Here is a 22,411-nt window from a genome sequence, read left to right as displayed (position 1 = left end):
CGACCATGACGGTGCCCTCCGCCCAGCCCGACCATTTCGTGCACGACCGCATGCCTGCACCCGAGGCCTGGCCCACGCTGCGCTACGACCTGCCGGAGCTGCAGATCGCCAACCAGGCCAACCTGGTGCAGGCGCTGTTCGACCAGGCCGAACGCGCGGGCCACATCGACCGCCCCCTGTTGCGCGGCCCGCACCGCACGTACACCTACCGCGACGCCCGCACCGAGGCCGCGCGTATTGCCGAGGTACTGACGCAGGACCACGGCCTCGAGCCCGGCAACCGCGTGCTGCTGCGCGGCGGCAACACGGTGGAGATGGCGCTGGCCTGGCTGGGTACCGTCTACGCGGGGCTGGTGGCGGTGGCCACCATGCCGCTGCTGCGCGCGGTGGAGCTGGGCAGCATCATCGACCGTGCCCAGCCCACGCTGGCGCTGTGCGACGGCCGCCTGCTGGCCGAGCTGCAAGCCGCGCAGACGCAGCACCCCGTGCTCGCCACCATCGTGCCCTTCCACACAGCGCCAGATGCGGCCGACCTGCTGCAGCGCGCGCAGGGCAAACCCGGCACCACGCCGCCCTGCCCCACGTCGGCCGACGACATCGCGCTGATGGCCTTCACCTCGGGCACCACCGGCGCGCCCAAAGCTGCCGTGCACACCCACCGCGACGTGCTGGCAGGCTGCGAGGCCTGGCCGCGCCATGTACTCAAGGCCACGCCCGATGACATCGTGGCGGGCTCGCCACCCCTGGCGTTCACCTTTGGCCTGGGCGGCTTGCTGGTGTTTCCGATGTGGGCCGGGGCCAGCGTGTACTTCCCCGACCAGCCCTACACGCCCGAAACCATGGTGCGGCTGATGCGCGACGCGGGCGTCACCATCTGCTACACCGCCCCCACCTTCTACCGGCAGATGGCACCGTTCGCCAAGCAGATCGGCCTGCCCCAGCTGCGCACCAGCGTGAGCGCGGGTGAGGGCCTGCCCGACGCCACGCGCCAGCTGTGGAAGGAGGCGACAGGCCTCGACATGACGGACGGCATTGGCGCCACCGAAATGTTCCACATCTTCATCTCTTCGCCCGGCGGTGAGAGCCGGCGCGGCGCCATCGGCAAGGTGGTGCCCGGCTACACCGCCAAGGTGGTGGACGACGACGGCAATGAGCTGCCACGCGGCACCGTGGGCAAGCTCGCGGTGATCGGCCCCACGGGCTGCAAGTACCTCGACGACCCGCGCCAGGCCAAGTACGTGAAGGACGGCTGGAACTACCCGGGCGATGCGTTCACGCAAGACGCCGACGGCTACTTCTTTTACCAGGCGCGCGACGACGACATGATCATCACCGCCGGCTACAACGTGGGCGGCCCCGAGGTCGAAGATGCCCTGCTGCGCCACCCCGCCGTGGCCGAGTGCGGGGTGATCGGCGTGCCCGACGAGGAGCGTGGCATGGTGGTCAAGGCCATCTGCGTCTTGAAGCCCGGGCACACGGGCGACGCCGCCATGGTCAAGATCTTGCAGGACCATGTGAAAGCCACCATCGCCCCGTTCAAATACCCGCGCGTGGTGGAGTTCGTCACAGCCCTGCCCCGCACCGAAACCGGCAAGCTGCAGCGTTTCAAGCTGCGCCAGGGCGCGGTGGCCGCACCTTCTTCTTCAACAAAAACAACATGATGAAAAACACCCTTTTGCAGCCCGAAGGCTGGGTCACCCCCAAGGGCTACGCCAACGGCGTGGCCGCACGCGGCACCATGGTCTTTACCGGCGGCCAGATCGGCTGGAATGCGCAGCAGCAGTTCGAGAGCGACGACTTCATCGACCAGACGAGGCAGACGCTGCTGAACGTGCGGGCGGTGCTGGAGGCTGGCGGCGCGGGCCCCGAGCACCTGGTCCGGCTGACCTGGTACGTGACCGACCGCAACGAATACAACAGCCGCTTGAAAGAGCTGGGCGCGGTCTACCGCGAGGTGCTGGGCAAGAACTTTCCGGCGATGGCCTGCGTGCAGGTGGCGGGGCTCATGGAAGAGCGCGCGAAGATCGAGATTGAAGCAACCGCTGTAATCCCGGACTGAGCTTTTCCAGCCACCGCTGCAGCGCTTGCCCGTACAGAATGAACGCCAGCGCCGCACCAATCAACGGCAGCGCGGCAAACACCCAGCCCGTGAGCAGCTCGCCCCCCAGTGCCACGCCCACCAGCAAAGCCACCGCAGGGTTCACGAACGAATAGCTGCCCGCCAGCGCGGCCGACGTGTTCTGCAGCAGCCACAGGTACGCATTGAGCGCCACCAAGGTGCCAAACACCAGCAGATAGACCCACGCCGCCCACGACTTGGCAGTGACCTGGCCCAGGGCGCTCAAAGGCTCAAACCACAACGCCACCACCAGCCCCATGGCGCCCCCCGCAAACCACTGCGCGGCCGATGCCATGGCAGGTGCGGGCAAGGAGAGCTTGCGCGACGCATACGAGCCCACACTCCAGCACAGAGGTGCACCAAAGGCCAGCAGCGCACCGAGCCAGGTGGCCGAGAAATCGCCCTCCAGCGCTAGCAGCAGTGCGCCCACCACGCCCAGCGCCAGACCGATCCAGCTGGTGAAGGGCACCCGCTCGCCGCCCCAGCGCGACCACAGCGCCAACCACATCGGCATGGTGGTGACCACCGTGGCCATCAGGCCCGAGCCGATGCCCAGCTTCTGCGCAAAACCCATCAGGTTCATGGCCAGAAACACCATGCAGCCGCCCACCACCGTCGAGTTGCGCCATTGCACCCACGTGGGCAATGCATGGCCTTGCCACAGCGCAATCAGCAGCATCACCCCCCCTGCACACAGGAAGCGGATCGCATTCATCAGCAGTGGCGGCATGCTCTGCAGCGCAATACCAATGGCGAAATAGGTAGTGCCCCAGACGATGTAGACCAACAGCAGTGCCATGGCCACCGCCCCTTTGCGCTGTGCGCGGGCTTGCGCATTGAAAATTGCCGGCATATTCTTCACCTGACCGAATAATTTATGGAAACCGCAAGGTTTTCGGAATTTTTACCAAAATCGAGCGGCTATGCAAGCAAATATTCAGACAGATGACATGGACGCCAGAATTATTTCGGCGCTAGGCGCCGATGGCCGACGTTCCTATGCCGATGTGGGGGCCGAAGTGGGACTGTCCACCGCCGCAGTGCACGAGCGCGTGAAGAAGCTGCTGGACAAGGGCGTGATTCGCCGGTTTTCGATCAGCGTGGACCCTGAACGCGTGGGGCTGAACTTCACCGCATTCGTGGCCATCCGCAACGATGGCGGCATCCACTGCCGCGACGTGGCACCCCGCCTGCGCGCCATGCCCCAGGTCGAAGAGCTGCACAGCGTGGCGGGTGAATACGACTTTCTGGCCAAGGTCCGCACCACGCACGCCCGCGCGCTGGAAGACGTGATCTACGAGATCAAGGCCATCGCGGGCGTGGCCCGCACCACCAGCACGGTGGTACTGAACACTGAGTTCGAGGACCGCCCGCTGGACCTGGGCTGGGTGAATGGCGACAAGGGAGGTTGACGCGCAGGGGCGGCCTCGGCTTGGCCGCGCGGCTTTTTACGCTGCCACCGGGGCGAGTTCAGCCGCAGCGGCAACAGCTGCCGGAACTGTCACCAGACGCTGCACCAGCGCCATGTAGTAGCCCAGCGGGGGCGTGACCAACCCCGGCACCTTGGCATGGTCGTCATAGCGGCGCAGGCGGATGGCCTCTTGTGCAAAAGGCTGGGCCGCAAACTGCATCGCCTCTTTGGGCGTGAAGGGCCCGCCCTGCAGCACCAGGCTGTGCTGCGATGCAGGCGAGAGGGTTTCCCAATACCCCGGCTCCATGGTGCACAGGTAGCGCTTGGCATCCACATGCAGGCGGATGGGCTCCAGCACCGCGTCGGGCAGCAGGCCCCGCAAGAACGGGATGGCCATGTACTGGTGCAGGTCGTCCTGCTCGGCCGTGTTGCCACCCGGTGCCAGCAGGTGGCCCAGGTCGTGCAGCAAGGCCGCCGCGACCGTCGCGGGGGTTTCGCCCGATTTTTCGGCCCACTGCGCGCACTGCAGTGCGTGCTCCAGCTGGCTGACCGCCTCGCGGCCGTACTGGTTCACGCCCTGGGTGGCGAGCAGGTGGGCGATGTCTTCAAGGCTCAATGCCATGGTGTGCTCCTTGTCAGACCAGTGCCTTGCGGATGCGGGCCGACACCAGGTCGATCACGCTCACCGTGACCACGATGATGAGCATCACCGCGCAGGTCTCGGCGTACTGGAAGCCCCGGATGATTTCCCACAGCACCACCCCAATGCCCCCGGCGCCCACCATGCCCACCACCGAAGCCGAACGCACGTTGGCCTCGAAGCGGTACAGCGTGTACGAGATCCACAGCGGCATGACCTGCGGGATCACACCGTAGATGATTTCGTGCAGTGCGCTCGCACCGGTGGAACGGATACCTTCCACGGGCTGCGGGTCAATCGCCTCCACGGCTTCGGAGAACAGCTTGGCCAAGGTGCCCGAGGTGTGGATCCACAGGGCCAGGACACCCGCAAAAGGCCCCAGGCCGACGGCCACCACAAACAGCATGGCAAACACCATTTCGTTGATGGCGCGGCACGCGTCCAGCACGCGGCGCACCGGCTGGTAGACCAACCAGGGCACGATGTTGGACGAGGCCAGCAGTGCCAGCGGCACGGCGGTGACCACCGCCAACGCCGTGCCCCACAGCGCGATCTGCAGCGTGACCAGCATCTCCTGCACATAGATCTGCCATTGCGCAAAATTGGGCGGAAAGAACTCCGCCGCATAGCTGACCATGTTGCCCGAGTCGTTCCACAGATCGAGCGGGCGCATGTCGGCGCCCTTCCAGGACGCCGCCAGCAACACCAGCAGGATGCCCCACGACAGGTACCAGGCCAGGCTGCGCTTGGGCGACGAGGTGCTGGCCAGCGTGGCCAGCGAGGGATTCAAAGCAGAGGACATGGAGACACCCGGGCCGCAACAAGAAACCTACGAATTACTTCAACGACGCCAGCTGCTGGTCGATCTCGGCCAGGCGGGTCTTCTTGTCAGCATCGGCCAGCGTCGCGTCGGCCTCGATCTTGTTGCGCTTGCCGAAGAGGTCCAGCTGGCGGATGGGGGTGAGCTGTGCGTTCGTTGATGGCTTGAAGCCCGAGAGCTTGGAGATCTTCATCACGATCTCCTTCTCGCGCGCATCGGTCTTGGCGTAGTTGTAGAAGAAGTCGCGGATCTTGGTCTTGGTGGCCTCGGGCAAGTCCTTGCGCATCACCAGCGGATCCAGCGGAATCAGGGGCGAGGTCCAGACGATCTTGATGTCCTTGAATTTCTCGGGCTGGCGCTCCTTGATCTTTTCCAGGTTCTCGCTGTTGTTGGTGGCAACATCCACCTGCTTGTTGGCCACGGCCAGCGCGTTGGTCTCGTGGTTGGCACTGCGCGTGATCTTGAAGTGCGTCTTCGCGTCGATCTTGTTCTGTGCAAAGGCGTAGTAGCCGGGCACCAGGAAGCCCGAGGTGGAGTTGGGGTCGCCGTTGCCAAAGCTCAGCGACTTGCCGTTCTTGAGCACGTCATCCAGGGTGGCCAGGGGGCTGTCCTTGTGCACGATGAGGTGCGAGTAGTAGCCCTGCGTGCCGTCGGCGTTCACCATCTGCGCAAAGACTTCGCCGTTGGCGCGGTCCACGGCTTCCATGGCCGACTTGTTGCCCAGCCAGGCCACCTGCATCTTGTTGAAGCGCATGGCTTCGATGAGGCCTGCGTAGTCGGATGCAAAGAAGGCATTGATCTTCAGACCGGTCTGCTTGGCCATGTCATCCAGCAGGGGCTGCCAGTCGGCCTTGAGGTTTTGCGAGGCCTCGGTCGAGATCATGCCGAAGTTGATGTCCTGGGCCAACGCGCCCGTGGTCAAACCCAGCCCGATCGTCAGGGCGGCACACAGTTTCTTGAACATGTTGAAAACTCCAGAGAAAGGAATTGAAAAGAAACAAAAAGACCGTTCAGGCGGCCTGGACCATGGCGGGCGCCCACTGTGGGACGGGTGTTGGGGAGTGCACGGGTGCTGTGGGGGCACCCGCTGCATCCGACAGAATTTCGTCGGCGTGCACGCCATAGAGGCTGCGCAGCAGTGCGGGCGTGAGGGCCGCAGATGGGCCGTCGTACACCACCTGGCCGTGGTGCAACGCCACCACGCGGGGGCAGTATTTGATGGCCACATCCACCTGGTGCAGCGACACGATGACGGTGCAGCGGTCCTCGCGGTTGATGCGGGCCAGAATGTCCATGACCTTGCGCGAGGATTCGGGGTCCAGCGAGGCGATGGGCTCGTCGGCCAGCACCACCTTGGCGCCCTGCACCAGCGTGCGTGCAATGGCCGCGCGCTGCTGCTGCCCGCCGGACAAGGTGGACGCACGCTGTGCATGGCATTCGGCAATGCCCACGCGGTGGAGCGCTTCCAGCGCCAGCGCGCGCTCCTGCGGCTTGAACATGCGCAGCCAGCCGCGCCACCAGGGCGTGCGGTGCAGCAGGCCCACCAGCACGTTCATCAACACGGGCAAGCGGTCCACCAGGTTGAACTGCTGGAACACAAAGCCCACCTGGGAACGCACCTTGCGGATGTCACTGTGGATGCGCCCGCCCTGCTGCACGCAGCGGCCGTCCACCTCGATCAGCGAATCGCTGGACGCATCGGCCACCACCAGACCCGCCACGTGGCGCAGCAGGGTGGACTTGCCCGAGCCCGATGCACCGATCAACGCCACCATCTCGCCGCGCTGCACGGTGAGGTTGATGTCGCGCAGGGCGTGTTTGCCGTTGGCGAAGTGCTTGTTCAGTTGGTGGATGTGCAGTGCGGCGGTCATGGCAGCCTCCTGGAGGGTTAAGTCGTCTAGACAACTGGAGTTTGGTTGTGGGGCGTGACAGTGCTTTGACAGTTGGGAGAAGTTTGGATGTCAGGAAAGACTTGCACGCGCTCTACAGAACCCGCTGCCCTTCACGCCACACCCCACGCACCACGGCCTGGCGGCTGCCATCGGGCAGCTCGGCCATGTGCACCTGGACCAGGTCGGCCCGCAGGCCGGGCGCCAGCGCGCCCCGGTCCAGCATGCCCGCCGCCTTGGCCGGGTTGTGGGTGACGGTGGCCACGGCCTGTGGCAGAGGCAGGATGTCGTCCTGCACCAGCCGCATCACCGCGCTCAGCAGGCTGCCGGGCACATAGTCGGACGAGAGGATGTCCAGCAGCCCCCGTCGCGCCAGGTCGGCCGCCGCCACATTGCCCGAATGCGAACCACCGCGCACGACGTTGGGCCCGCCCATCACGGTGAGCAAGCCACGTTCGTGCGCGGCCTGGGCTGCGGCCAGTGTGGTCGGGAACTCCGACATCGCGGCCCCTTCGGCATGGGCCTGCTCCACATGGGCCACCGTGGTGTCGTCGTGGCTGGCCAGCGAGATGCCGTGCGTGCGGCAGTAATCCACAAAGTACGCACGGTGCGGCTCGGCGTACTGTGCCTGCAGCGTGGCGGCTTGCGCCACCTGGCGCTCGAACTTCTCGGCGCTCCAGCCCTTCTTGCCGGTGTAGTAGGTGCGTGCCTGCTCGATGTTTTCCCACTGGCGCTGGCCCGGGGTGTGGTCCATCAGCGAGATCAGCGACAGGCGCGGGTGCCCGTGGAAGGGCTCGAACAGGTCGATGGTGTTGGGCGCAGGCAGCTCGCAGCGCACATGCAGGTGGTGGTCGGCCCGCAGCAGGTTGCGCTCGGTGCAGGTGTCGATGGTGTCGAGCACGCGGTTCCAGGCGCTGCCGCGCAGGCTGTCCACATCGGCCTCGCCCACGCCCAGCGCATCGAGCACCGTGGTGATGCCTGCGGCGGCAATCTCGGCATCGTGCGCCAGCAGTGCGGGCATCTCGGCCCATTGCACCTTGGGTCGCGGCATCAGGTGGCGCTCGAAGTTGTCGGTGTGGATTTCGACCAGCCCGGGCAGCAGGTAGTCGCCCCCCAGGTCGATGCCTTGCAAGGCCGCAGTGGCCCCGCTGTCCAGCGACGCAATGCGCCCGCCACCCACCTGCAGGCTGCCCAACACCACTTCGCCCGGCAGCACCATGCGGGCATTCTTGAACACGGTTGCATTCATGCCGATGCTCCCCGGAAGTCACCCACGTTCACGCGGCGCGTGGCCACGGCAGTGCCCACCTGTGCGTCATGAAAAATGCCCACCAGGGCCGCGCCGCGCGCCACGGCCTCGCGAATCATGGTAATCACCGTTTCGGTGTTGGCCGCGTCGAGCGATGCGGTGGGCTCGTCCAGCAGCAGCAACGGCTTGGGCTTGATCATGTTGCGGGCAATGTTGATGCGCTGCTGCTCCCCGCCCGAGAAGGTGGCGGGCGGCAGGTGCCACAGCCGCTCAGGGATGCGCAGACGGGTCAGCCACTGGCGGGCGGTCTCGCGCGCGGCCTCGATGCCCGCTGGGTCGTCGCCGGCGTCTTCCGCCAGTGGCTCGGCCACCACGTCCAGCGCCGACACGCGCGGGATGACCCGCAGGAACTGGCTCACATAGCCCACGGTGTCGCGCCGCAGCTGCACCAGCGCACGCGGCGTGGCCTGTGTCACATCCACCACGGCGCCATCGGCCGAGCGCACGGTGATGCGCCCCGCATTGACCCGGTAGTTGGCGTAGATCATCTTGAGCAGCGTGCTCTTGCCCATGCCCGAGGGGCCGTCGAGCACCACACATTCGCCGGGCCGTACATCCAGGTTCACCTGGGCCAGCACGGGCAGTTCGATGCCATTCTGGTGGTGCAGGGTGAAGCGCTTGGCCACCCCTTGCATCTGGAGAATGGGCGCAATGGAAGGCTGGTTCATGGCTGCAGTACCGAAGAAACGAGGAGCTGGGTGTAGGGGTGCTGGGGGTCGTCGAGCACCTGGTCGGTCAGGCCTGCCTCCACCACGCGGCCGCGCTGCATGACCACCATGCGGTGTGCCAGCAGGCGGGCCACGGCCAGGTCGTGGGTGACCACAATGGCGGCCAGCTGCATTTGCCGGGTGAGCTGGCGCAGCAGGTCCAGCAGGCGCGCCTGCACCGACACATCGAGGCCCGAGGTGGGTTCGTCCATGAACACCAGGCGGGGCTGCGTGACCAGGTTGCGGGCAATCTGCAGGCGCTGGCGCATGCCGCCCGAAAACGTGCGCGGTGCATCGTCGATGCGCGCCGTGTCGATCTCCACGCGCTGCAGCCATTCCATGGCTGTGGCGCGCAAGCGGCCGTAGTGGCGCTCGCCCAGGCCCATGAGGCGCTCGCCCACGTTGGCGCCGGCAGATACATCCATGCGCAGGCCGTCAGCGGCGTTCTGGTGCACAAAGCCCCAGTCGGTGCGGGCCAGCAGGCGCTGCTGCGCTTCGGTCATGGCGTACACGTCTTGCAGCTCACCGCTGCGCTGGCGGAACTGCACCGTGCCTTCGTCCGGTGCGCTGCGCGCCGCAATGGCGTTGAGCAGCGTGGACTTGCCAGAGCCTGACTCGCCGACCACGGCGAGCACCTCGCCAGGCCACAGGTCAAAGGACGCGCCTTGCAGCGCCACGCGGTCGCCATAGCGCTTGCTGACATTGCGCACGCTCAGCAGCGGCGCAGAAGGTTCGGGGTGATTCATGTGAGGGTCTCGACAACAAAGCTCAGGCCATGCTGCGCAAAGCCCAAGGATTCATAGAAGGCATGCGCGCCCTTGCGGCGGGCGTTGGACGAGAGCGCGAGCTTGTAGCAGCCCGCGTCGCGCGCCTGCTGCATGGCGTGGGCCATCATCTGGCGGCCAATGCCTCGGCCCTGCTGGTCCTGTGCCACCACCACGTCTTCCACGATGGCCGAGGGCGTGCCCCGATGCGCCAGGTTGTGCATGACGAGCAGCGCATAGGTGCCCACCACGGCGCCGTGCTGCGCGGGGTCGCAGGCCACCCACAGGCGGTAGCTGGGGTAGCGGGCGAACTGGGACCATACGGCCTCGGCTTCTTCCAGGGTCAGCACGTCGGCCGGGCTGTCTTCAATGGCGGCATACAGCACCAGCACGCTCTCCAGGTCGGCCTGCCGGGCTTCGCGAATGTGCACGGCGCTCATGCCGCGCCGCCTTCCACCTGCGCAGTTTCGGCCTGCTGCGCCTGGCGCTCCTGGCAGTAATCCGAGTCCGAACACACATGCATGCGCCCGCCCTGGTCGTCGGTGATGACCTCGTCCAGAAAGCTGTCGGTGGCGCCACACAGCGCGCAGGCAACATCCCAGCGTTGCACCTCGAACGGGTGGTCCTCAAAACCCAGGCTCTCCACCGGCGTATAGGGCGGCACGGCGTAAATGCGCTTTTCGCGGCCCGCGCCAAACAGCTGCAGCGCGGGGTTCATGTGCATCTTGGGGTTGTCGAACTTGGGGATGGGCGACGGCGCCATCACATAGCGGCCGTTGACCAGCACGGGGTAGTCGTAGGTGGTGGCAATGTGGCCGTAGCGCGCGATGTCTTCGTAGAGCTTGACGTGCATGAGCCCGTACTCGGCCAGGCCGTGCAGGGTGCGCGTTTCCGTCTCGCGCGGCTCCAGGCGTTGCATGGGTTCGGGCACCGGCACTTGGTAGACGATGACCTGGCCTTCGGCCAGCGGTGTCTCGGGGATGCGGTGGCGCGTCTGGATCAGCGTGGCCTCGCGCGTGCGGGTGGTGGTCGCCACGGCCGTGGTGCGCTCAAAAAAGCGGCGGATGTTGACCGCGTTGACCGTGTCGTCCGAGCCCTGGTCAATGACCTTGAGGCAGTCCTGAGGGCCGATGATGGAAGCGGTGACCTGGATGCCGCCCGTGCCCCAACCATAGGGCAGCGGCATTTCGCGGGAGCCAAACGGCACCTGGTAGCCGGGGATGGCCACGGCCTTCAAGATGGCGCGGCGGATCATGCGTTTGGTGCGCTCGTCCAGGTAGGCAAAGTTGAAGTGGCCGTCCACCGGTGCGGCGTCGGCGGGCAGGCCCATCACGGCGGGTTCCAGGGGCGAGTTCATGCGGCATCCTCCTCAGCGGGGGTGGTGGGGTGGGCGGCAGCGGCGCGCATCTTGCGCACCAGCTCCAGCTCGGACTGAAAGTCCACGTAGTGCGGCAGCTTCAGGTGCTGCACAAAGCCCGAGGCTTCGAGGCTGTCGCTGTGGCCCAGCACAAACTCCTGCATCTGCGCGGGGGACTCCACCGGCTCGCCCAGCTCATCCGCGCGCAGGGCGCGGTCCACCAGGCTCATGGCCATGGCCTTGCGCTCGCTGTGGCCAAACGCCAGGCCGTAGCCGCGCGTGAACTGCGGGGGCTGGCTCTTGCTGCCCGCAAACTGGTTCACCATCTCGCATTCGGTGATCTCGATATCGCCAATGTCGATGGCAAAGCCCAGCTCTTCGGGTTCGATCTCCACCGCCACCGTGCCCAGGCGCACCTCACCCACAAACGGGTGCGAGTGCGAGTAACCGCGCTGCGTGGAATACGCCATGGCGAGCAGGAAGCCCTCATCGCCGCGCGCCAGGTTTTGCAGGCGTGTGGCGCGGTTGGCGGGGAAGCGCAGTGGCTCGCGGGTCAGGTCCGTGGGCGCCGGGTCGCCCGGGGGCACGGGGCAGGTTTCGATCAAGCCTTCCTGGTTGAGCAGGTCCACCACGCGCGGGGTGGGGCCGGGTGGCACCGCAGCTGCCGCAGCGGCAGGCGGCGCCACCGGGCCTTCGGCCAGCAGCTTGAAGTCGAGCAGGCGCTGCGTGTAGTCGTAGGTGGGGCCCAACACCTGGCCGCCCGGCAGGTCCTTGAAGGTGGCGGAGATGCGCCGGTCCAGCACCATGCGGCTGGTGTCCAGCGCGCAGGTGGTGCCCAGGCGCGGCAGCGTGGCGCGGTAGGCGCGCAGCAAAAAGATGGCTTCCACCAGGTCGCCTGCTGCCTGCTTGATGGCCAGTGCCGCAAGCTCGGGGTCGTACACCGATCCCTCGGTCATGACGCGGTCCACGGCCAGCTTGAGCTGCTGGCGGATCTGCGCTACCGAGAGTTCAGGCTGTGCGGCATCGCCCCTGCGCTGGCGGGCCAGCAACTGGTAGCTGTTGAGAATGGCGGCTTCTCCGCCTTTGACGGCTACGTACATGCTCAGGCCTCCTGAAGGGCAGTGGCACCGCGCGTTGCCCGCGTGGTGCGTGGCAGACCCACGATGTGGTCTGCAGTGGCCAGCAGCAGATCCACACCGCGTGGAAACACCCCATGGTTGGCCGCCCACTGGGCCTCGAAGTCGTCGGGCAAACCATCCACCTGCAAGGTCGCCACCTCCTGGATGCCGGGGCCACGCAAGTGCCACGCATCACTCGCGTCCGCCGTGGTGGCGGCACGCGATACATCGACCACGCAAGTCGCTGACTGATCGGGGTAGATGTCGGTACCCAGGGCCAGACGGTTCAGGGCAGGCAGCGCATCACCCTGCGCCACCCACACAAAACGAGCCTGCGCAGCGTCGGCCACCACAGTGCAGCCTGTGTGAAAGCGCAGCCAGGCACCGGCATCACTGGCTGCCAGCTTGGGGGAGAGCCACAAGGTGCAGTCGCTGTCGAGCAGCGCCAGCAGCACGGCAGCCGATGCGGAATGCCCCACGGCAGGAGCTTGCGCGTCGTGTTCTACCGCCACCGTGCGGCCGGGGTGCGACAGCGCCTGCAGCACTGCGCGGAACACCGCCTGGCTGCCAAAGGCTTCATTCGAGAATCCGGCACCCAGCGATGCCAAGGGGGTCGTGCTCATTCGGTGTCCTCGTCGTTGTCGGCACCGCTCTCGCGCGCCACGGTAAAGAAGTCCACCTTGGTGCTGGCGGCCCGCGCCTGGCGCTCGGCCTGGGTATTGCGCAGGTGGTTGCGGATGGGTTCGAGCAGTTGTGCGTCCAGCACCGGTTGCTGAACAGGGTCTTGCAGCAGCGCATCGGCCAGGGCCGCCAGCTGCACCTGGCGGTGCGACCGGCCCAGCACGTAGGCCACGCCCACGGTGGCCTCGGCGGCGTCCGATGCGTCGGCCACGCGCAGCGCGCAGCGGGTGACGGTGACCTCGCCCAGGTTGAAGCGCTCGCCCGTGCCACCGGCGCGGCCCTGCACCATCATCAGGCCGGTCTCTGGTGCACGCAGCCAGCGCGCGGGGCGCGTGGCGTGCTCGTGCAACGCAGATTCGAGCAGCCCCAGCGGCGCCCGGGCCAGCAGCGCCATCCACTGCGCGCGGCCCAGGGGGCGGCCCGGCCCCGGGTTGTCAAAGGCTTGAAACATGGAAGTGGTACCCTGAAAGTTGTATAGACAAATTGAACAACTGGCGCCAGCTTAAAGAGCGCGCATGTAGGTTTCATGACAGCCAGCACCACCTCTCTCACGACCCCGTTGCAGGTCCCGCAAGCACCACCACTGCGCCCTGCGCGCGACAGCTTCTGGACGCGCATTGCCGCCGAGCTGGCCGAGGCCATCGGCAGCGGCGTCTATCCGCCAGGCCAGCGACTGCCCTCGGAGCACGCGCTGGCCGAGCAGTTCGGCGTGAACCGCCACACCATCCGCCGCTCGCTCGCCAGCCTGTGCAGCCAAGGGCTGGTGCGCATCACGCAGGGCAGTGGCACCTATGTCGAAGACTTTGCGGTGGACCTGGTGCTGGGCAAGCGCACGCGCCACCAGCAGGGCCTGGCACAGGCCGGTCTGCGCGGCAGCCTGGTGGTGCTGCAGGCCCAGACCACGCGCGCCACGGCGGTGCTGGCCAAGGCTCTGCAGGTGCCTGCGCGCAGCCCGCTGCTGGCGCTGCGCGTTCGAGGCGACGCCGAGGGCCAGCCCCTGCACATCAGCGAGCGCTACTTTCCCCTGCCCCGCTTCGAGAACCTGGCGGCCGTTGTGCGCGAAACGGGCTCCATCACCGCAGGCTTCACCGCCCACGGCGTGGCCGACTACACGCGCCGCGAAAGCCGCATCACCGCCGAGCTGCCCAGCGCCGAAGTGGCCGCCCAGTTGCGCCAGCCCACGTCACGCCCCGTGCTGCAGGTGGAGAGCCTGAACGTGGACCTGGCAGGCACGCCCATCGAATGGGCCCGCGCCTGGTTTGCGGGCGACCGCGTGAAACTGACCATTGACCACGATGAACAACCCTGAAGCCACCACCGCCCACCACCGCTATGCGGTCTATTTCGCACCCAACCCGGGCAGCTTGGGCTGGCTGGCCGGCAGCCATTGGCTGGGGCGCTGCGCCGCGCTGCTGCAGCCGCTGCAGCAGCTCGCCATCGACGGCGTGGCGGCGGACGACCTGCACCGCCTGACGGCGGCGCCCCGCCGCTACGGCTGGCACGCCACGCTCAAGGCGCCGTTTGCACTGGCGCCCGGCACCGACTGGATCGCGCTGCACCAGGCCGTGCAGTCCGTGGCGCGCGGGCTGCAACCCTTTGTGCTTCCGCCCCTGCAGGTGCAACGCATCGACGACTTTCTGGCGCTGGTGCCCCCGGCGTTGCACCCCGCCAATGCGCAGATCCAGGAGACCGCCGCCACCTGCGTGACGGCGCTGCAGCCCTTGGCCGCTCCCTTGTCCGACGCCGACCTCGCCCGGCGCCGCTCGGCGGGGCTCACTGCCCGGCAGGACGCGCTGCTGCAGCAATGGGGCTACCCGTTTGTGCTGGACGAGTTCCGCTTTCACCTGTCGCTCACCGGCAGCCTGGCGCAGGTAGACACACAGACACAAGCCCTGGTGCTGGATGCCGCGCAAGAGTTCTTCTCGGACCTGCCAACCCTCAAATTCAACAGCCTGGCCCTGTTCGCAGAGCCCACGCCCGGCGCCGACTTTGTGTTGCTGGACCACCTGGAGATGGGCGCATGACACCAGGCCGCCTGATCTACTGCATGGGCCCCTCGGGTGCGGGCAAGGACAGCTTGCTGGACTGGTTGCGGGCACACCTGCCCACCCCGTGCCCCGTGCACTGGGCGCAGCGCACCATCAGCCGTGCCGCCATGCCCGGCGGCGAAGCCCATGAAAGTGTTTCGCCAGAAGCGTTTTTTGCGTTGCGCCACGAACTGGCCTTTGTCCTGCACTGGGAAGCCAACGGCCTGGGCTACGGCGTGCGGCATACACAACTGGCGCCGCTGACCCAAGGCAACTGGGTGCTGCTCAATGGTTCGCGCGCCTACTTGCCCGAGGCCCTGGCGCGGTTCCCGGACCTGGTGGCTGTGCACATCACTGCCAGCCCGCAGGTGCTGCGCGAACGTCTGCGGGCGCGAGGCCGCGAGACGCGCGAAGAGGTGGAGGCCCGGGTGCAGCGCGCGCTGGCCTACAGCCCGCCGCCGGGCGCGGCCAGCCTGGAGGTGCACAACGACGGAGCGCTGGGCGATGCGGGCCAGCGGCTGCTGAACGCGTTGGAAAATTTACCGGGCTGGCCCCAGCGCAGTGGCAAACTTTCGCCCATTGTTTCCGTACTTTCCAGCACGCCATGACCACCATCACGATCTATCACAACCCCAAGTGCGGCACGTCCCGCAACACCCTCGCCATGATCCGCAACAGCGGCGTGGAGCCCGAGGTCATCGAATACCTCAAGACCCCGCCCGACCGCGCCACGCTGGTGGCGCTGATTGCGGCGACCGGCGAGCCGGTGATCAACGCCGTGCGCACCAAGGAAGCGATCTTCACCGAGCTGCAACTGGACGCACCGGGCGTCACCGACGCACAGCTCATCGACGCGATGCTGCAGCACCCCATCCTCATCAACCGCCCCATCGTGGTCACGCCCCTGGGCACGCGGCTGTGCCGCCCGTCCGAGAAGGTGCTCGACATCCTGCCCGCCCCCCAGCAGGGCGCCTTCACCAAGGAGGATGGCGAAGTCGTCATCAACGCGCAGGGCCAGCGTGTCTGAGGCAACCTCGCGCGCCCCCACCGTGGCCCACCGCGCGGCATGAGCGCCGCCTCGCAACGCTGGACCGTGGCGCGCCTGGGCACGGCCCAGACGCTGGCCTGGGCCTCGTCCTACTACCTGCCCGCCATGCTGGCCGCGCCCATGGCGCGCGACCTGGGCGTGACCACACCCACCGTGTTCGCCGCGTTTTCGGTGGCGCTCATCGTGTCGGCGCTGCTCGGGCCTTTCGCGGGCCGAGCCATTGACCGCCATGGCGGCCGCCCGGTGCTGGTGGGCACCAACCTGTTGTTTGCAGCTGCTCTGGCGGGCATGGCCCTGGCGCAAGGCCCGGTGGGCCTGTTTGCCGCGTGGGTGCTGATGGGCGTGGCCATGGGATCGGGCCTGTACGAGGCAGCGTTTGCCACGCTGGTGCGGCTGTACGGCCAGGGCGCGCGCAGCGCCATCACCGGCATCACGCTGATCGCGGGGTTTGCCAGCACCGTGGGCTGGCCGCTGTCGGCCTGGATGGAGACGCAGTGGGGTTGGCGCGGAGCGTGTGCGGGTTGGGCCGCATTGCACTTGCTGGTGGGCGTGCCGCTCAACGGCTGGCTGCCACGCGCCAATGCTGCAGAAAAGACCCCCGAACCATCGACGGACGCCATCGCAGCGCCCACCATAGAACCGGCCGTATCCGCCCCGCCCACTCCAGCCCACCCGCTGCGCACCACCGTGCTGCTGTCCTTCGTGTTTGCGGTCACCTGGTTCACGAGCACCGCCATGGCAGCCCACCTGCCTCGCCTGCTGCAGGCCAGTGGCACATCGCTGCAGGCGGCAGTGGCCCTGGCGGCGCTGGTGGGCCCGGCACAGGTGGCGGCGCGCCTGCTGGAGTTTGGTTTTCTGCGCCGCCTGCACCCGCTGCTGTCGGCCCAGCTGGCTGCCGCCGCACACCCCGTGGGCGCGGGCCTGCTGATGGTGCTGGGCGGGCCTGCTGCCGCAGTATTTACCGTGCTGCACGGAGCAGGCAACGGGATACTGACCATTGCCAAGGGCACGCTGCCACTGGTGCTGTTTGGGCCAGCAGGCTACGGCGCGCGCCAGGGCCTGATGATGGTGCCCGCCCGCGTGGCGCAGGCATTTGCGCCGGTGCTGTTTGGCATGCTGCTGGACAGCGCCGGGGCAGCTGCCCTGTGGCTCACCACACTGCTGGGTCTGGCCGCGTTGGGAGCGCTGTGGCTGCTGCGTCCCGTGGCGCGGGTCTGAACGATCAACCGCGCGGCACCACAAACGCCTTCCGCGCCGCGAGCGCTGCGGGGCGCGAGTGGCAGCCTTCCAGGTGGTCGTTGACCAGACCCATCGCCTGCATGAAGGCGTACACCGTGGTGGGTCCCACAAAGCTCCAGCCGCGCTTTTTCAGGTCCTTGGACATGGCAATGGATGCGGGCGAAGTGGACAGCGTGCGCGCCACTTCGCGCGTGAGCCGCTCGGGCCGGTCGGCAGCGGCCGGCTCGTAGCGCCAGGCGTAGTGCGCCAGCGATCCGAATTCGCGCTTAAGCTCCAGCACGCGGCGCGCGTTGTTGATGGTGGACTCGATCTTGCCCCGGTGGCGCACGATGGCCGCATCCTGCACCAGGCGCTCGACTTCGGCGGGGCCGAAGGCCGCGACCTGCTCGGCGTCGAAGTTCGCGAACGCGGCGCGAAAACCCTCGCGCTTGTTCAGGATGGTGAGCCAGCTCAGGCCTGACTGAAAGCCTTCCAGGCAGATCTTCTCGAACAGCCGCCGGTCGTCCGCCACGGGGAACCCCCACTCGTGGTCGTGGTAATGGCGATAGAAAGGCGTGGCCTGGCACCAGATGCAGCGTGGGCAATCGGCCTCGTCGGCAAACAGGCCGGCAGGCAGGTCAGGGGCGGATTCAGCGGTCATGCGCTGCATTCTAGAAACTGCACCGGCCACACTGCTGACACCCCTTCAAACGCCCCGCGCGATCTGCCCATAAACTGCCCGCATGCGCCAGCTTCTCCCCCATCTGCGAGCCGTATCTCCCCTCATGATCAGCCTTGCCTTGGCGGGCTGCGCCAGCACCACCGGCCCCAGCAGCATGCTGGGCTACTACTGGCAATCGGTGCAGGGGCACATGCAGATCATGCAGGCGGCCGAGCCCATCGACCGCTGGATCGCCCGCACCGACATCCCCCCCGCCCTGCGCGAGCGGCTGCAACTGGCGCAGCGCGCCCGCGCCTTTGCCGTGGCCGAGCTGGGCCTGCCTGACAACGCCAGCTACCGCCGCTATGCGGACCTCAAACGCCCCGCCGCCGTCTGGAACGTGGTGGCCGCGCCGCCGTACTCCCTGATGCTGCACACCTGGTGCTTCCCGGTGACGGGTTGCATTGGCTACCGGGGCTACTTTACCGAGGCTGCCGCGCAAGCCGAGGCAGCGGAGCTGGCCGCCCAGGGGCTGGAAGTGGAGGTGTATGGCGTGCCCGCGTATTCCACGTTGGGCTATATGAACTGGGCGGGCGGCGACCCGTTGCTCTCCACCTTTGTCGCCTGGCCCGAGGGCGACTTTGTGCGCCTGCTGTTCCACGAGCTGGCGCACCAGGTGGTCTATGCCAAGAACGACACCTTGTTCAACGAGTCCTTTGCCACGGCGGTGGAGCGCATCGGCGTTGCGCAGTGGCTGGCAACCCAGTCCACCCCGGAGGCCCGCAAGGCCTTTGCCACCAGCGAGGCGCGGCGCAGCGCCTTCCGCGCGCTGACCCGCGCCACCCGCGCTCGGCTGGCAGCCATTTACGAACAAAAAGAAGCTCTAGCGCTGGATGATCAAGCGCTAGCAGCTATGAAAAGTGAAGCAATGGAGGCTTTCCGCACCGGTTACGCGGCCCTGCGCACGCAATGGCTGAACACATCCAGCGGGGGGGCACCCCAAGCCACCACCGCCCAGGTGGCGGGCTACGACCGCTGGGTGGCCAAGGCCAACAACGCCAGCTTTGCCGCCCAGGCTGCCTACGATGAACTGGTGCCCGCGTTCGAAGCCCTGTTCGAACGCGAGGGCCGCGACTGGCCCCGGTTTTATGATGCCGTACGGCAACTGACGCAGCAGCCCCAGCCACAACGGCACGAGGCACTGCGCGCCCTTCTATCTGATACCCAACACCTCAAGGAGACACCCGGTGCCTGACATCCATATCCACCGCGACCACCACCTGGGCTTCAAGGAGGCCCGCAAGGTCGCCTTCTCCTGGGCCGAAAAGGCAGAAGAAAAATTCGACATGGAGTGCACCTACGAAGAGGGCGAGACGGAAGACCTGCTTACATTCACCCGCTCGGGCGTCAAGGGCACGCTGCTCGTGGATGCCCACCAGTTCGAGATGAAGGCGCAGCTGGGCTTTCTGTTCGGCGCGTTCAAGGACCGCATCGAGGCCGAAATTGGTGAACAGCTCGATGCCCTGCTCAACGCACCCCACCCCGGCGCCAAGAAGCCCGCTGCCGACAAGAAGAAACACGCAGCCGAGGCAGGTGCAGACAAGCCGGGCACCAAAGCGGCGGCCAAACCTGCCGCAAAAACCAAGAAGGCATAGCCACCAGGGCCGTCACCATGACATCCACCGCCACGGACACTGCCGCCCACAGCCCGGCGTTTGACGCCCTCTCCAAGCTGCTCCACACCCGCTACAGCTGCCGCGCGTTTCTGCCCGAACCCCTACCGCGCGCCACCATCGAAGCCATCCTGGTCACCGCGCAGCGCACAGCATCGTGGTGCAACGCGCAGCCCTGGCAGCTCACCATAGCCAGCGGCGCCACGCTGGAGCGCCTGCGCAGCGCACTGCAGTCGCACATGACCACCGCAGCCCCCAACCCCGACCTGCCCTGGCCCCGCGAATACCGGGGCGTGTACCAGGAACGGCGGCGCGAATGCGGCTGGGGCCTGTACGAAGCCCTGGGCATTGCCAAGGGCGACCGCGAAGCCTCCGCGCAACAGGCGGCGCAGAACTTCGCGATGTTCGGCGCACCGCATGTGGCCATCATCACCAGCGACGAGGCACTGGGCGTGTATGGCGCGGTGGACTGCGGTGCGTACGTGAGCAACTTCATGCTGGCCGCGCACAGCCTGGGCGTGGGCTCCATCGCGCAGGCGGCGCTGGCGTCCTACCCCGGCGTGCTTCGCGAGGTGCTGGGCATTGGTGAGGACCGCAGCATCGTCTGCGGCATCTCGTTTGGCATGGCAGATACCGCCCACCCGGCCAACCATTTCCGCACCACTCGCGCCGACCCGGCCAGCAGTGTGGTGTGGCGAGACTGAGAGGGCGTGACCGGACGGGCGTCAGGCCACAGCGCGCAGCAGGGGGTTGTGCGTGCGCAGCAGCCCAAACAGGTTCTTGGGGTCTGACAGCTGGGGGATGAGTTCGATGGGTTGGCCCATGCCCAGCTCGGTGGCCGCATCCCGCAAGAATCGCAATGCAGAAAAGTCCTCCAGCGCAAAACCCACGGAGTCGAACACCGTCACCGCCGCATCGCTGGCCCGGCCGGTGTGCTGACCTGCCAGCACTTCCCACAGCTCGGTCACCACAAAGTCGGCAGGCAACTGCTGGATGTCGCCTTCGATGCGTGTCTGCGGGGTGTATTCCACAAACACCTGGGCCTGGCGCAACACGTCGGCATGCAGCTCGGTCTTGCCGGGGCAGTCGCCGCCCACGGCGTTGATGTGCATGCCGGGCACCAGCATGCCGGGCGTGAGGATGGTGGCGTTGGTCTTGTCAGCCGTCACCGTGGTGACGATGTCGGCACCGCGCACGGCCTCGGCCGTGCTGGTGCAGACCACGGTGCGCAGGCCCGTGCCTTGCAGGTTGGCCTGCAGCTTGGCGGTGGCGGCCGGGTCCGTGTCAAACAGCCGCAGCGTGGTGACGCCCAGCAGGTGGTGGAAGGCCAGCGCCTGGAACTCGCTTTGGGCGCCGTTACCGATCAGCGCCATGGTGCGGCTGCCAGGCCGCGCCAGGGCGCGGGCGGCCACGGCCGACGTGGCGGCGGTGCGCAGGGCGGTGGTGAGGGTGAGTTCGCTCAGCAGCAACGGCGCGCCGGTGGCTACATCGGCCAGCACGCCAAACGCCATCACGGTCGGCAAGCCCCAGCGCGTGTTCTTGGGATGGCCGTTGACGTACTTGAACGCATAGGTCTGGTCGTCGGCAATCGGCATGAGTTCGATCACGCCGTCGCGCGAATGGCTGGCCACACGTGCGGATTTGTCGAACGCGCTCCAGCGCAGAAAGTCGGACTGGATGTAGTCGGCAATGCCGCGCAGGCAGGCCTCGACGCCTTTGCGCTGCACCAACTCGATGACATCGGGCGCACTGAGGTAGAGGGTGGAAAAGTGGTTCTTGGAAGGCATGGTGCTTGTCTCCGGGTGGGATACAAGCAGTGTCCCGGAGCAACGCAGCAATGGGAATTGCCCAAACTGCCGCATGTTGTGGCGTGGTTTGCCGGTATGGCAGAACAAATTGCCACTTTGCACAATCGTCGGCCCCCGCGCCATGGGGGCATGGGGGCGCTATCCTCCCGCATCCGGCACATTCCACGCACGTTCGACAACATTCCGCACCATGACGCAACCCCAAGTCCTCATCAGCGAAGTCGGCCCGCGCGATGGCCTGCAGTCCGTCAAAGCCACCATGCCCACGGCCGACAAGCTGCGCTGGATCGACGCCCTGGTGGCCGCCGGGCTGCGCGAGATTGAAGTGGGCTCTTTCGTGCCTGCCCGCCTGCTGCCCCAGATGGCCGATGTGGCCGAGGTGGTGCGCCACGCGCTGACCCACCCTGGCATCACTGTGATGGCGCTGGCCCCCAACCTGCGTGGCGCCGATGCGGCCCTCGCGGCAGGTGTGCACAAGATCACGCTGCCGGTGTCGGCCAGCGCCGCCCATTCGCTGGCCAATGTGCGCAAGACGCGCGAGGCCATGGTCGAGGAAGTACGCGCCGTGGCCCACCTGCGCGACGCGCAGGCCCCCGGCATGCTGGTGGAGGTGGGGTTGTCCACCGCCTTTGGTTGCACCCTGCAGGGCGAGGTGCCCGAGGACGACGTGATCTGGCTCGCGAGCCTGTGCGCAGAGGCCGGGGCCGACGAGGTGGGCCTGTCGGACACCACCGGCATGGCCAACCCGGCCCAGGTGCGCCGCCTCTTCACGCGCCTGCGCGCCGAGCTGGGCGCCAAGGCCGGTGCGGCCCACATGCACAACACCCGCGGCCTGGGCCTGGCCAATTGCCTAGCGGCCTACGACGTGGGGGTGCGCACCTTTGATGCGTCGCTGGGCGGCCTGGGCGGCTGCCCCTATGCGCCGGGCGCGTCGGGCAACGTGGTGACGGAAGACCTGGTGTTCATGTTCGAAGCCATGGGCATTGCCACGGGGGTAGACCTAGAGCGCCTGATGGCAGCACGCGCGCCGCTGCAGGCGGGGCTGCCGGGAGAGCCGGTCTACGGCATGACGCCGGAAGCGGGACTGCCCAAGGGGTGGGTCCAGCGTTAGGCACCTTTGCCCCCAAAGCAAAAGGCGACCGAAGTCGCCTTTTGCTTTGG

General features: G+C 67.1%; 27 protein-coding genes. 12 read left to right on the top strand and 15 right to left on the bottom strand.

All coding sequences use genetic code 11. The features are described 5' to 3' along the window. Positions 1-5 precede the first annotated feature (5 nt). Entirely contained in the window at positions 6-1,661 is a 1,656-nt protein-coding gene (locus C8C94_RS21210; RefSeq protein WP_121422111.1) for an AMP-binding protein, read from the top strand. Further along, entirely contained in the window at positions 1,661-2,059 is a 399-nt protein-coding gene (locus C8C94_RS21205; protein ID WP_055400021.1) for a RidA family protein, read from the top strand. Before C8C94_RS21210 ends, C8C94_RS21205 begins: the two co-directional genes overlap by 1 nt. Here C8C94_RS21205 and C8C94_RS21200 read toward each other — a convergent pair. Next, a complete protein-coding gene (locus tag C8C94_RS21200; protein ID WP_121422110.1) occupies positions 2,004-2,972 on the bottom strand; it encodes an EamA family transporter in 969 nt (322 codons plus the stop codon). The genes C8C94_RS21205 and C8C94_RS21200 overlap by 56 nt on opposite strands. Before the next feature lie 97 nt (positions 2,973-3,069). On the opposite strand from C8C94_RS21200, the gene C8C94_RS21195 reads away from it, so the two are divergent. Further along, positions 3,070-3,531 (top strand): Lrp/AsnC family transcriptional regulator, encoded by a 462-nt coding sequence (locus tag C8C94_RS21195; protein WP_055399988.1) that lies wholly within the window; start codon positions 3,070-3,072, stop codon positions 3,529-3,531. A gap of 36 nt (positions 3,532-3,567) precedes the next feature. Here C8C94_RS21195 and C8C94_RS21190 read toward each other — a convergent pair whose 3' ends face one another. The 12 genes from C8C94_RS21190 to phnG all read right to left on the bottom strand — a co-directional run bounded on the left by C8C94_RS21190 (position 3,568) and on the right by phnG (position 13,266). Next, entirely contained in the window at positions 3,568-4,152 is a 585-nt protein-coding gene (locus C8C94_RS21190) for a phosphonate degradation HD-domain oxygenase (protein WP_121422109.1), read from the bottom strand. Positions 4,153-4,165: 13 nt separating this feature from the next. Then, complete coding sequence (gene phnE, locus C8C94_RS21185) at positions 4,166-4,972, bottom strand: phosphonate ABC transporter, permease protein PhnE (protein ID WP_121422108.1); 807 nt, start codon at positions 4,970-4,972, stop codon at positions 4,166-4,168. 34 nt (positions 4,973-5,006) lie between these two features. Then, entirely contained in the window at positions 5,007-5,954 is a 948-nt protein-coding gene (phnD, locus tag C8C94_RS21180; RefSeq protein WP_055399982.1) for a phosphonate ABC transporter substrate-binding protein, read from the bottom strand. Positions 5,955-6,000: 46 nt separating this feature from the next. Then, positions 6,001-6,861, bottom strand: coding sequence for a phosphonate ABC transporter ATP-binding protein (gene phnC / locus C8C94_RS21175; RefSeq protein ID WP_121422107.1), 861 nt, complete (start codon positions 6,859-6,861; stop codon positions 6,001-6,003). Between the two features lie 112 nt (positions 6,862-6,973). Beyond that, a complete protein-coding gene (locus C8C94_RS21170) occupies positions 6,974-8,128 on the bottom strand; it encodes an alpha-D-ribose 1-methylphosphonate 5-triphosphate diphosphatase (protein WP_121422106.1) in 1,155 nt (384 codons plus the stop codon). Beyond that, complete coding sequence (gene phnL / locus C8C94_RS21165; RefSeq protein ID WP_121422105.1) at positions 8,125-8,856, bottom strand: phosphonate C-P lyase system protein PhnL; 732 nt, start codon at positions 8,854-8,856, stop codon at positions 8,125-8,127. The genes C8C94_RS21170 and phnL overlap by 4 nt, the downstream gene beginning before the upstream one ends. After that, positions 8,853-9,641, bottom strand: a complete 789-nt coding sequence (gene phnK, locus C8C94_RS21160) for a phosphonate C-P lyase system protein PhnK (RefSeq protein WP_121422104.1) — start codon at positions 9,639-9,641, stop codon at positions 8,853-8,855. Before phnK ends, phnL begins: the two co-directional genes overlap by 4 nt. Next, the gene (locus C8C94_RS21155; RefSeq protein ID WP_121422103.1) at positions 9,638-10,099 is read right to left on the bottom strand and encodes a GNAT family N-acetyltransferase; all 462 of its coding nucleotides are present in this window, start codon (positions 10,097-10,099) and stop codon (positions 9,638-9,640) included. The genes phnK and C8C94_RS21155 overlap by 4 nt, the downstream gene beginning before the upstream one ends. Then, positions 10,096-11,016 (bottom strand): alpha-D-ribose 1-methylphosphonate 5-phosphate C-P-lyase PhnJ, encoded by a 921-nt coding sequence (locus C8C94_RS21150; protein WP_121422102.1) that lies wholly within the window; start codon positions 11,014-11,016, stop codon positions 10,096-10,098. The genes C8C94_RS21155 and C8C94_RS21150 overlap by 4 nt, the downstream gene beginning before the upstream one ends. Continuing rightward, positions 11,013-12,116: a carbon-phosphorus lyase complex subunit PhnI gene (locus C8C94_RS21145; RefSeq protein WP_121422101.1), complete on the bottom strand. Its 1,104-nt coding sequence runs from the start codon at positions 12,114-12,116 to the stop codon at positions 11,013-11,015. The genes C8C94_RS21150 and C8C94_RS21145 overlap by 4 nt, the downstream gene beginning before the upstream one ends. A 2-nt stretch (positions 12,117-12,118) precedes the next feature. After that, positions 12,119-12,757 carry a phosphonate C-P lyase system protein PhnH gene (gene phnH, locus C8C94_RS21140; protein ID WP_121422100.1) on the bottom strand — a complete coding sequence of 213 codons (639 nt, stop codon included), beginning with the start codon at positions 12,755-12,757 and terminating at the stop codon, positions 12,119-12,121. Next, positions 12,754-13,266 carry a phosphonate C-P lyase system protein PhnG gene (gene phnG / locus C8C94_RS21135; RefSeq protein ID WP_121422099.1) on the bottom strand — a complete coding sequence of 171 codons (513 nt, stop codon included), beginning with the start codon at positions 13,264-13,266 and terminating at the stop codon, positions 12,754-12,756. The genes phnH and phnG overlap by 4 nt, the downstream gene beginning before the upstream one ends. Positions 13,267-13,341: 75 nt before the next feature. Between phnG and phnF the strand changes: the two genes are divergently transcribed. Genes phnF through C8C94_RS21110 form a run of 5 tightly spaced genes read left to right on the top strand, consistent with a single transcriptional unit; the run spans position 13,342 to position 17,108 of the window. Next, positions 13,342-14,124, top strand: a complete 783-nt coding sequence (phnF, locus tag C8C94_RS21130) for a phosphonate metabolism transcriptional regulator PhnF (RefSeq protein ID WP_121422098.1) — start codon at positions 13,342-13,344, stop codon at positions 14,122-14,124. After that, positions 14,111-14,839, top strand: a complete 729-nt coding sequence (locus C8C94_RS21125; RefSeq protein WP_121422097.1) for a DUF1045 domain-containing protein — start codon at positions 14,111-14,113, stop codon at positions 14,837-14,839. Before phnF ends, C8C94_RS21125 begins: the two co-directional genes overlap by 14 nt. Continuing rightward, positions 14,836-15,450 (top strand): phosphonate metabolism protein/1,5-bisphosphokinase (PRPP-forming) PhnN, encoded by a 615-nt coding sequence (gene phnN / locus C8C94_RS21120; protein WP_121422096.1) that lies wholly within the window; start codon positions 14,836-14,838, stop codon positions 15,448-15,450. The genes C8C94_RS21125 and phnN overlap by 4 nt, the downstream gene beginning before the upstream one ends. Further along, on the top strand, positions 15,447-15,869 hold the full coding sequence (arsC, locus tag C8C94_RS21115; protein ID WP_121422095.1) for an arsenate reductase (glutaredoxin): 423 nt from the start codon (positions 15,447-15,449) through the stop codon (positions 15,867-15,869). Before phnN ends, arsC begins: the two co-directional genes overlap by 4 nt. 39 nt (positions 15,870-15,908) lie before the next feature. Continuing rightward, complete coding sequence (locus C8C94_RS21110) at positions 15,909-17,108, top strand: MFS transporter (RefSeq protein WP_121422094.1); 1,200 nt, start codon at positions 15,909-15,911, stop codon at positions 17,106-17,108. Positions 17,109-17,112: 4 nt separating this feature from the next. Here C8C94_RS21110 and C8C94_RS21105 read toward each other — a convergent pair whose 3' ends face one another. Next, the gene (locus C8C94_RS21105; RefSeq protein ID WP_121422093.1) at positions 17,113-17,778 is read right to left on the bottom strand and encodes a DNA-3-methyladenine glycosylase I; all 666 of its coding nucleotides are present in this window, start codon (positions 17,776-17,778) and stop codon (positions 17,113-17,115) included. A gap of 73 nt (positions 17,779-17,851) precedes the next feature. Between C8C94_RS21105 and C8C94_RS21100 the strand changes: the two genes are divergently transcribed. The 3 genes from C8C94_RS21100 to C8C94_RS21090 are packed head-to-tail and all read left to right on the top strand — an operon-like array spanning position 17,852 to position 20,146. Further along, positions 17,852-19,024 (top strand): aminopeptidase, encoded by a 1,173-nt coding sequence (locus C8C94_RS21100; protein WP_121422092.1) that lies wholly within the window; start codon positions 17,852-17,854, stop codon positions 19,022-19,024. Continuing rightward, entirely contained in the window at positions 19,017-19,424 is a 408-nt protein-coding gene (locus C8C94_RS21095; protein ID WP_121422091.1) for a polyhydroxyalkanoic acid system family protein, read from the top strand. The genes C8C94_RS21100 and C8C94_RS21095 overlap by 8 nt, the downstream gene beginning before the upstream one ends. Positions 19,425-19,441: 17 nt before the next feature. Beyond that, positions 19,442-20,146 (top strand): nitroreductase, encoded by a 705-nt coding sequence (locus C8C94_RS21090; RefSeq protein WP_121422090.1) that lies wholly within the window; start codon positions 19,442-19,444, stop codon positions 20,144-20,146. 21 nt (positions 20,147-20,167) lie between these two features. Here the strand turns inward: C8C94_RS21090 and C8C94_RS21085 are convergent, their stop codons facing one another. Next, positions 20,168-21,229, bottom strand: a complete 1,062-nt coding sequence (locus tag C8C94_RS21085; protein ID WP_121422089.1) for an ornithine cyclodeaminase — start codon at positions 21,227-21,229, stop codon at positions 20,168-20,170. A 211-nt stretch (positions 21,230-21,440) separates the two neighbouring features. Between C8C94_RS21085 and C8C94_RS21080 the strand changes: the two genes are divergently transcribed. Next, complete coding sequence (locus C8C94_RS21080) at positions 21,441-22,361, top strand: hydroxymethylglutaryl-CoA lyase (protein WP_121422088.1); 921 nt, start codon at positions 21,441-21,443, stop codon at positions 22,359-22,361. Positions 22,362-22,411 lie beyond the last annotated feature (50 nt).

Source organism: Acidovorax sp. 94 (assembly GCF_003634645.1).
GTDB lineage: Bacteria > Pseudomonadota > Gammaproteobacteria > Burkholderiales > Burkholderiaceae_C > Acidovorax > Acidovorax facilis.
This window is presented reverse-complemented; position numbering and strand designations above follow the sequence as displayed.

Coding starts and splice junctions, on each gene's coding strand:
- C8C94_RS21210 (WP_121422111.1), top strand. CDS start 6: ATGACGGTGCCCTCCGCCCAGCCCGACCATTTCGTGCACGACCGCATG.
- C8C94_RS21205 (WP_055400021.1), top strand. CDS start 1,661: ATGAAAAACACCCTTTTGCAGCCCGAAGGCTGGGTCACCCCCAAGGGC.
- C8C94_RS21200 (WP_121422110.1), bottom strand. CDS start 2,972: ATGCCGGCAATTTTCAATGCGCAAGCCCGCGCACAGCGCAAAGGGGCG.
- C8C94_RS21195 (WP_055399988.1), top strand. CDS start 3,070: ATGGACGCCAGAATTATTTCGGCGCTAGGCGCCGATGGCCGACGTTCC.
- C8C94_RS21190 (WP_121422109.1), bottom strand. CDS start 4,152: ATGGCATTGAGCCTTGAAGACATCGCCCACCTGCTCGCCACCCAGGGC.
- phnE (WP_121422108.1), bottom strand. CDS start 4,972: ATGTCCTCTGCTTTGAATCCCTCGCTGGCCACGCTGGCCAGCACCTCG.
- phnD (WP_055399982.1), bottom strand. CDS start 5,954: ATGTTCAAGAAACTGTGTGCCGCCCTGACGATCGGGCTGGGTTTGACC.
- phnC (WP_121422107.1), bottom strand. CDS start 6,861: ATGACCGCCGCACTGCACATCCACCAACTGAACAAGCACTTCGCCAAC.
- C8C94_RS21170 (WP_121422106.1), bottom strand. CDS start 8,128: ATGAATGCAACCGTGTTCAAGAATGCCCGCATGGTGCTGCCGGGCGAA.
- phnL (WP_121422105.1), bottom strand. CDS start 8,856: ATGAACCAGCCTTCCATTGCGCCCATTCTCCAGATGCAAGGGGTGGCC.
- phnK (WP_121422104.1), bottom strand. CDS start 9,641: ATGAATCACCCCGAACCTTCTGCGCCGCTGCTGAGCGTGCGCAATGTC.
- C8C94_RS21155 (WP_121422103.1), bottom strand. CDS start 10,099: ATGAGCGCCGTGCACATTCGCGAAGCCCGGCAGGCCGACCTGGAGAGC.
- C8C94_RS21150 (WP_121422102.1), bottom strand. CDS start 11,016: ATGAACTCGCCCCTGGAACCCGCCGTGATGGGCCTGCCCGCCGACGCC.
- C8C94_RS21145 (WP_121422101.1), bottom strand. CDS start 12,116: ATGTACGTAGCCGTCAAAGGCGGAGAAGCCGCCATTCTCAACAGCTAC.
- phnH (WP_121422100.1), bottom strand. CDS start 12,757: ATGAGCACGACCCCCTTGGCATCGCTGGGTGCCGGATTCTCGAATGAA.
- phnG (WP_121422099.1), bottom strand. CDS start 13,266: ATGTTTCAAGCCTTTGACAACCCGGGGCCGGGCCGCCCCCTGGGCCGC.
- phnF (WP_121422098.1), top strand. CDS start 13,342: ATGACAGCCAGCACCACCTCTCTCACGACCCCGTTGCAGGTCCCGCAA.
- C8C94_RS21125 (WP_121422097.1), top strand. CDS start 14,111: ATGAACAACCCTGAAGCCACCACCGCCCACCACCGCTATGCGGTCTAT.
- phnN (WP_121422096.1), top strand. CDS start 14,836: ATGACACCAGGCCGCCTGATCTACTGCATGGGCCCCTCGGGTGCGGGC.
- arsC (WP_121422095.1), top strand. CDS start 15,447: ATGACCACCATCACGATCTATCACAACCCCAAGTGCGGCACGTCCCGC.
- C8C94_RS21110 (WP_121422094.1), top strand. CDS start 15,909: ATGAGCGCCGCCTCGCAACGCTGGACCGTGGCGCGCCTGGGCACGGCC.
- C8C94_RS21105 (WP_121422093.1), bottom strand. CDS start 17,778: ATGCAGCGCATGACCGCTGAATCCGCCCCTGACCTGCCTGCCGGCCTG.
- C8C94_RS21100 (WP_121422092.1), top strand. CDS start 17,852: ATGCGCCAGCTTCTCCCCCATCTGCGAGCCGTATCTCCCCTCATGATC.
- C8C94_RS21090 (WP_121422090.1), top strand. CDS start 19,442: ATGACATCCACCGCCACGGACACTGCCGCCCACAGCCCGGCGTTTGAC.
- C8C94_RS21085 (WP_121422089.1), bottom strand. CDS start 21,229: ATGCCTTCCAAGAACCACTTTTCCACCCTCTACCTCAGTGCGCCCGAT.
- C8C94_RS21080 (WP_121422088.1), top strand. CDS start 21,441: ATGACGCAACCCCAAGTCCTCATCAGCGAAGTCGGCCCGCGCGATGGC.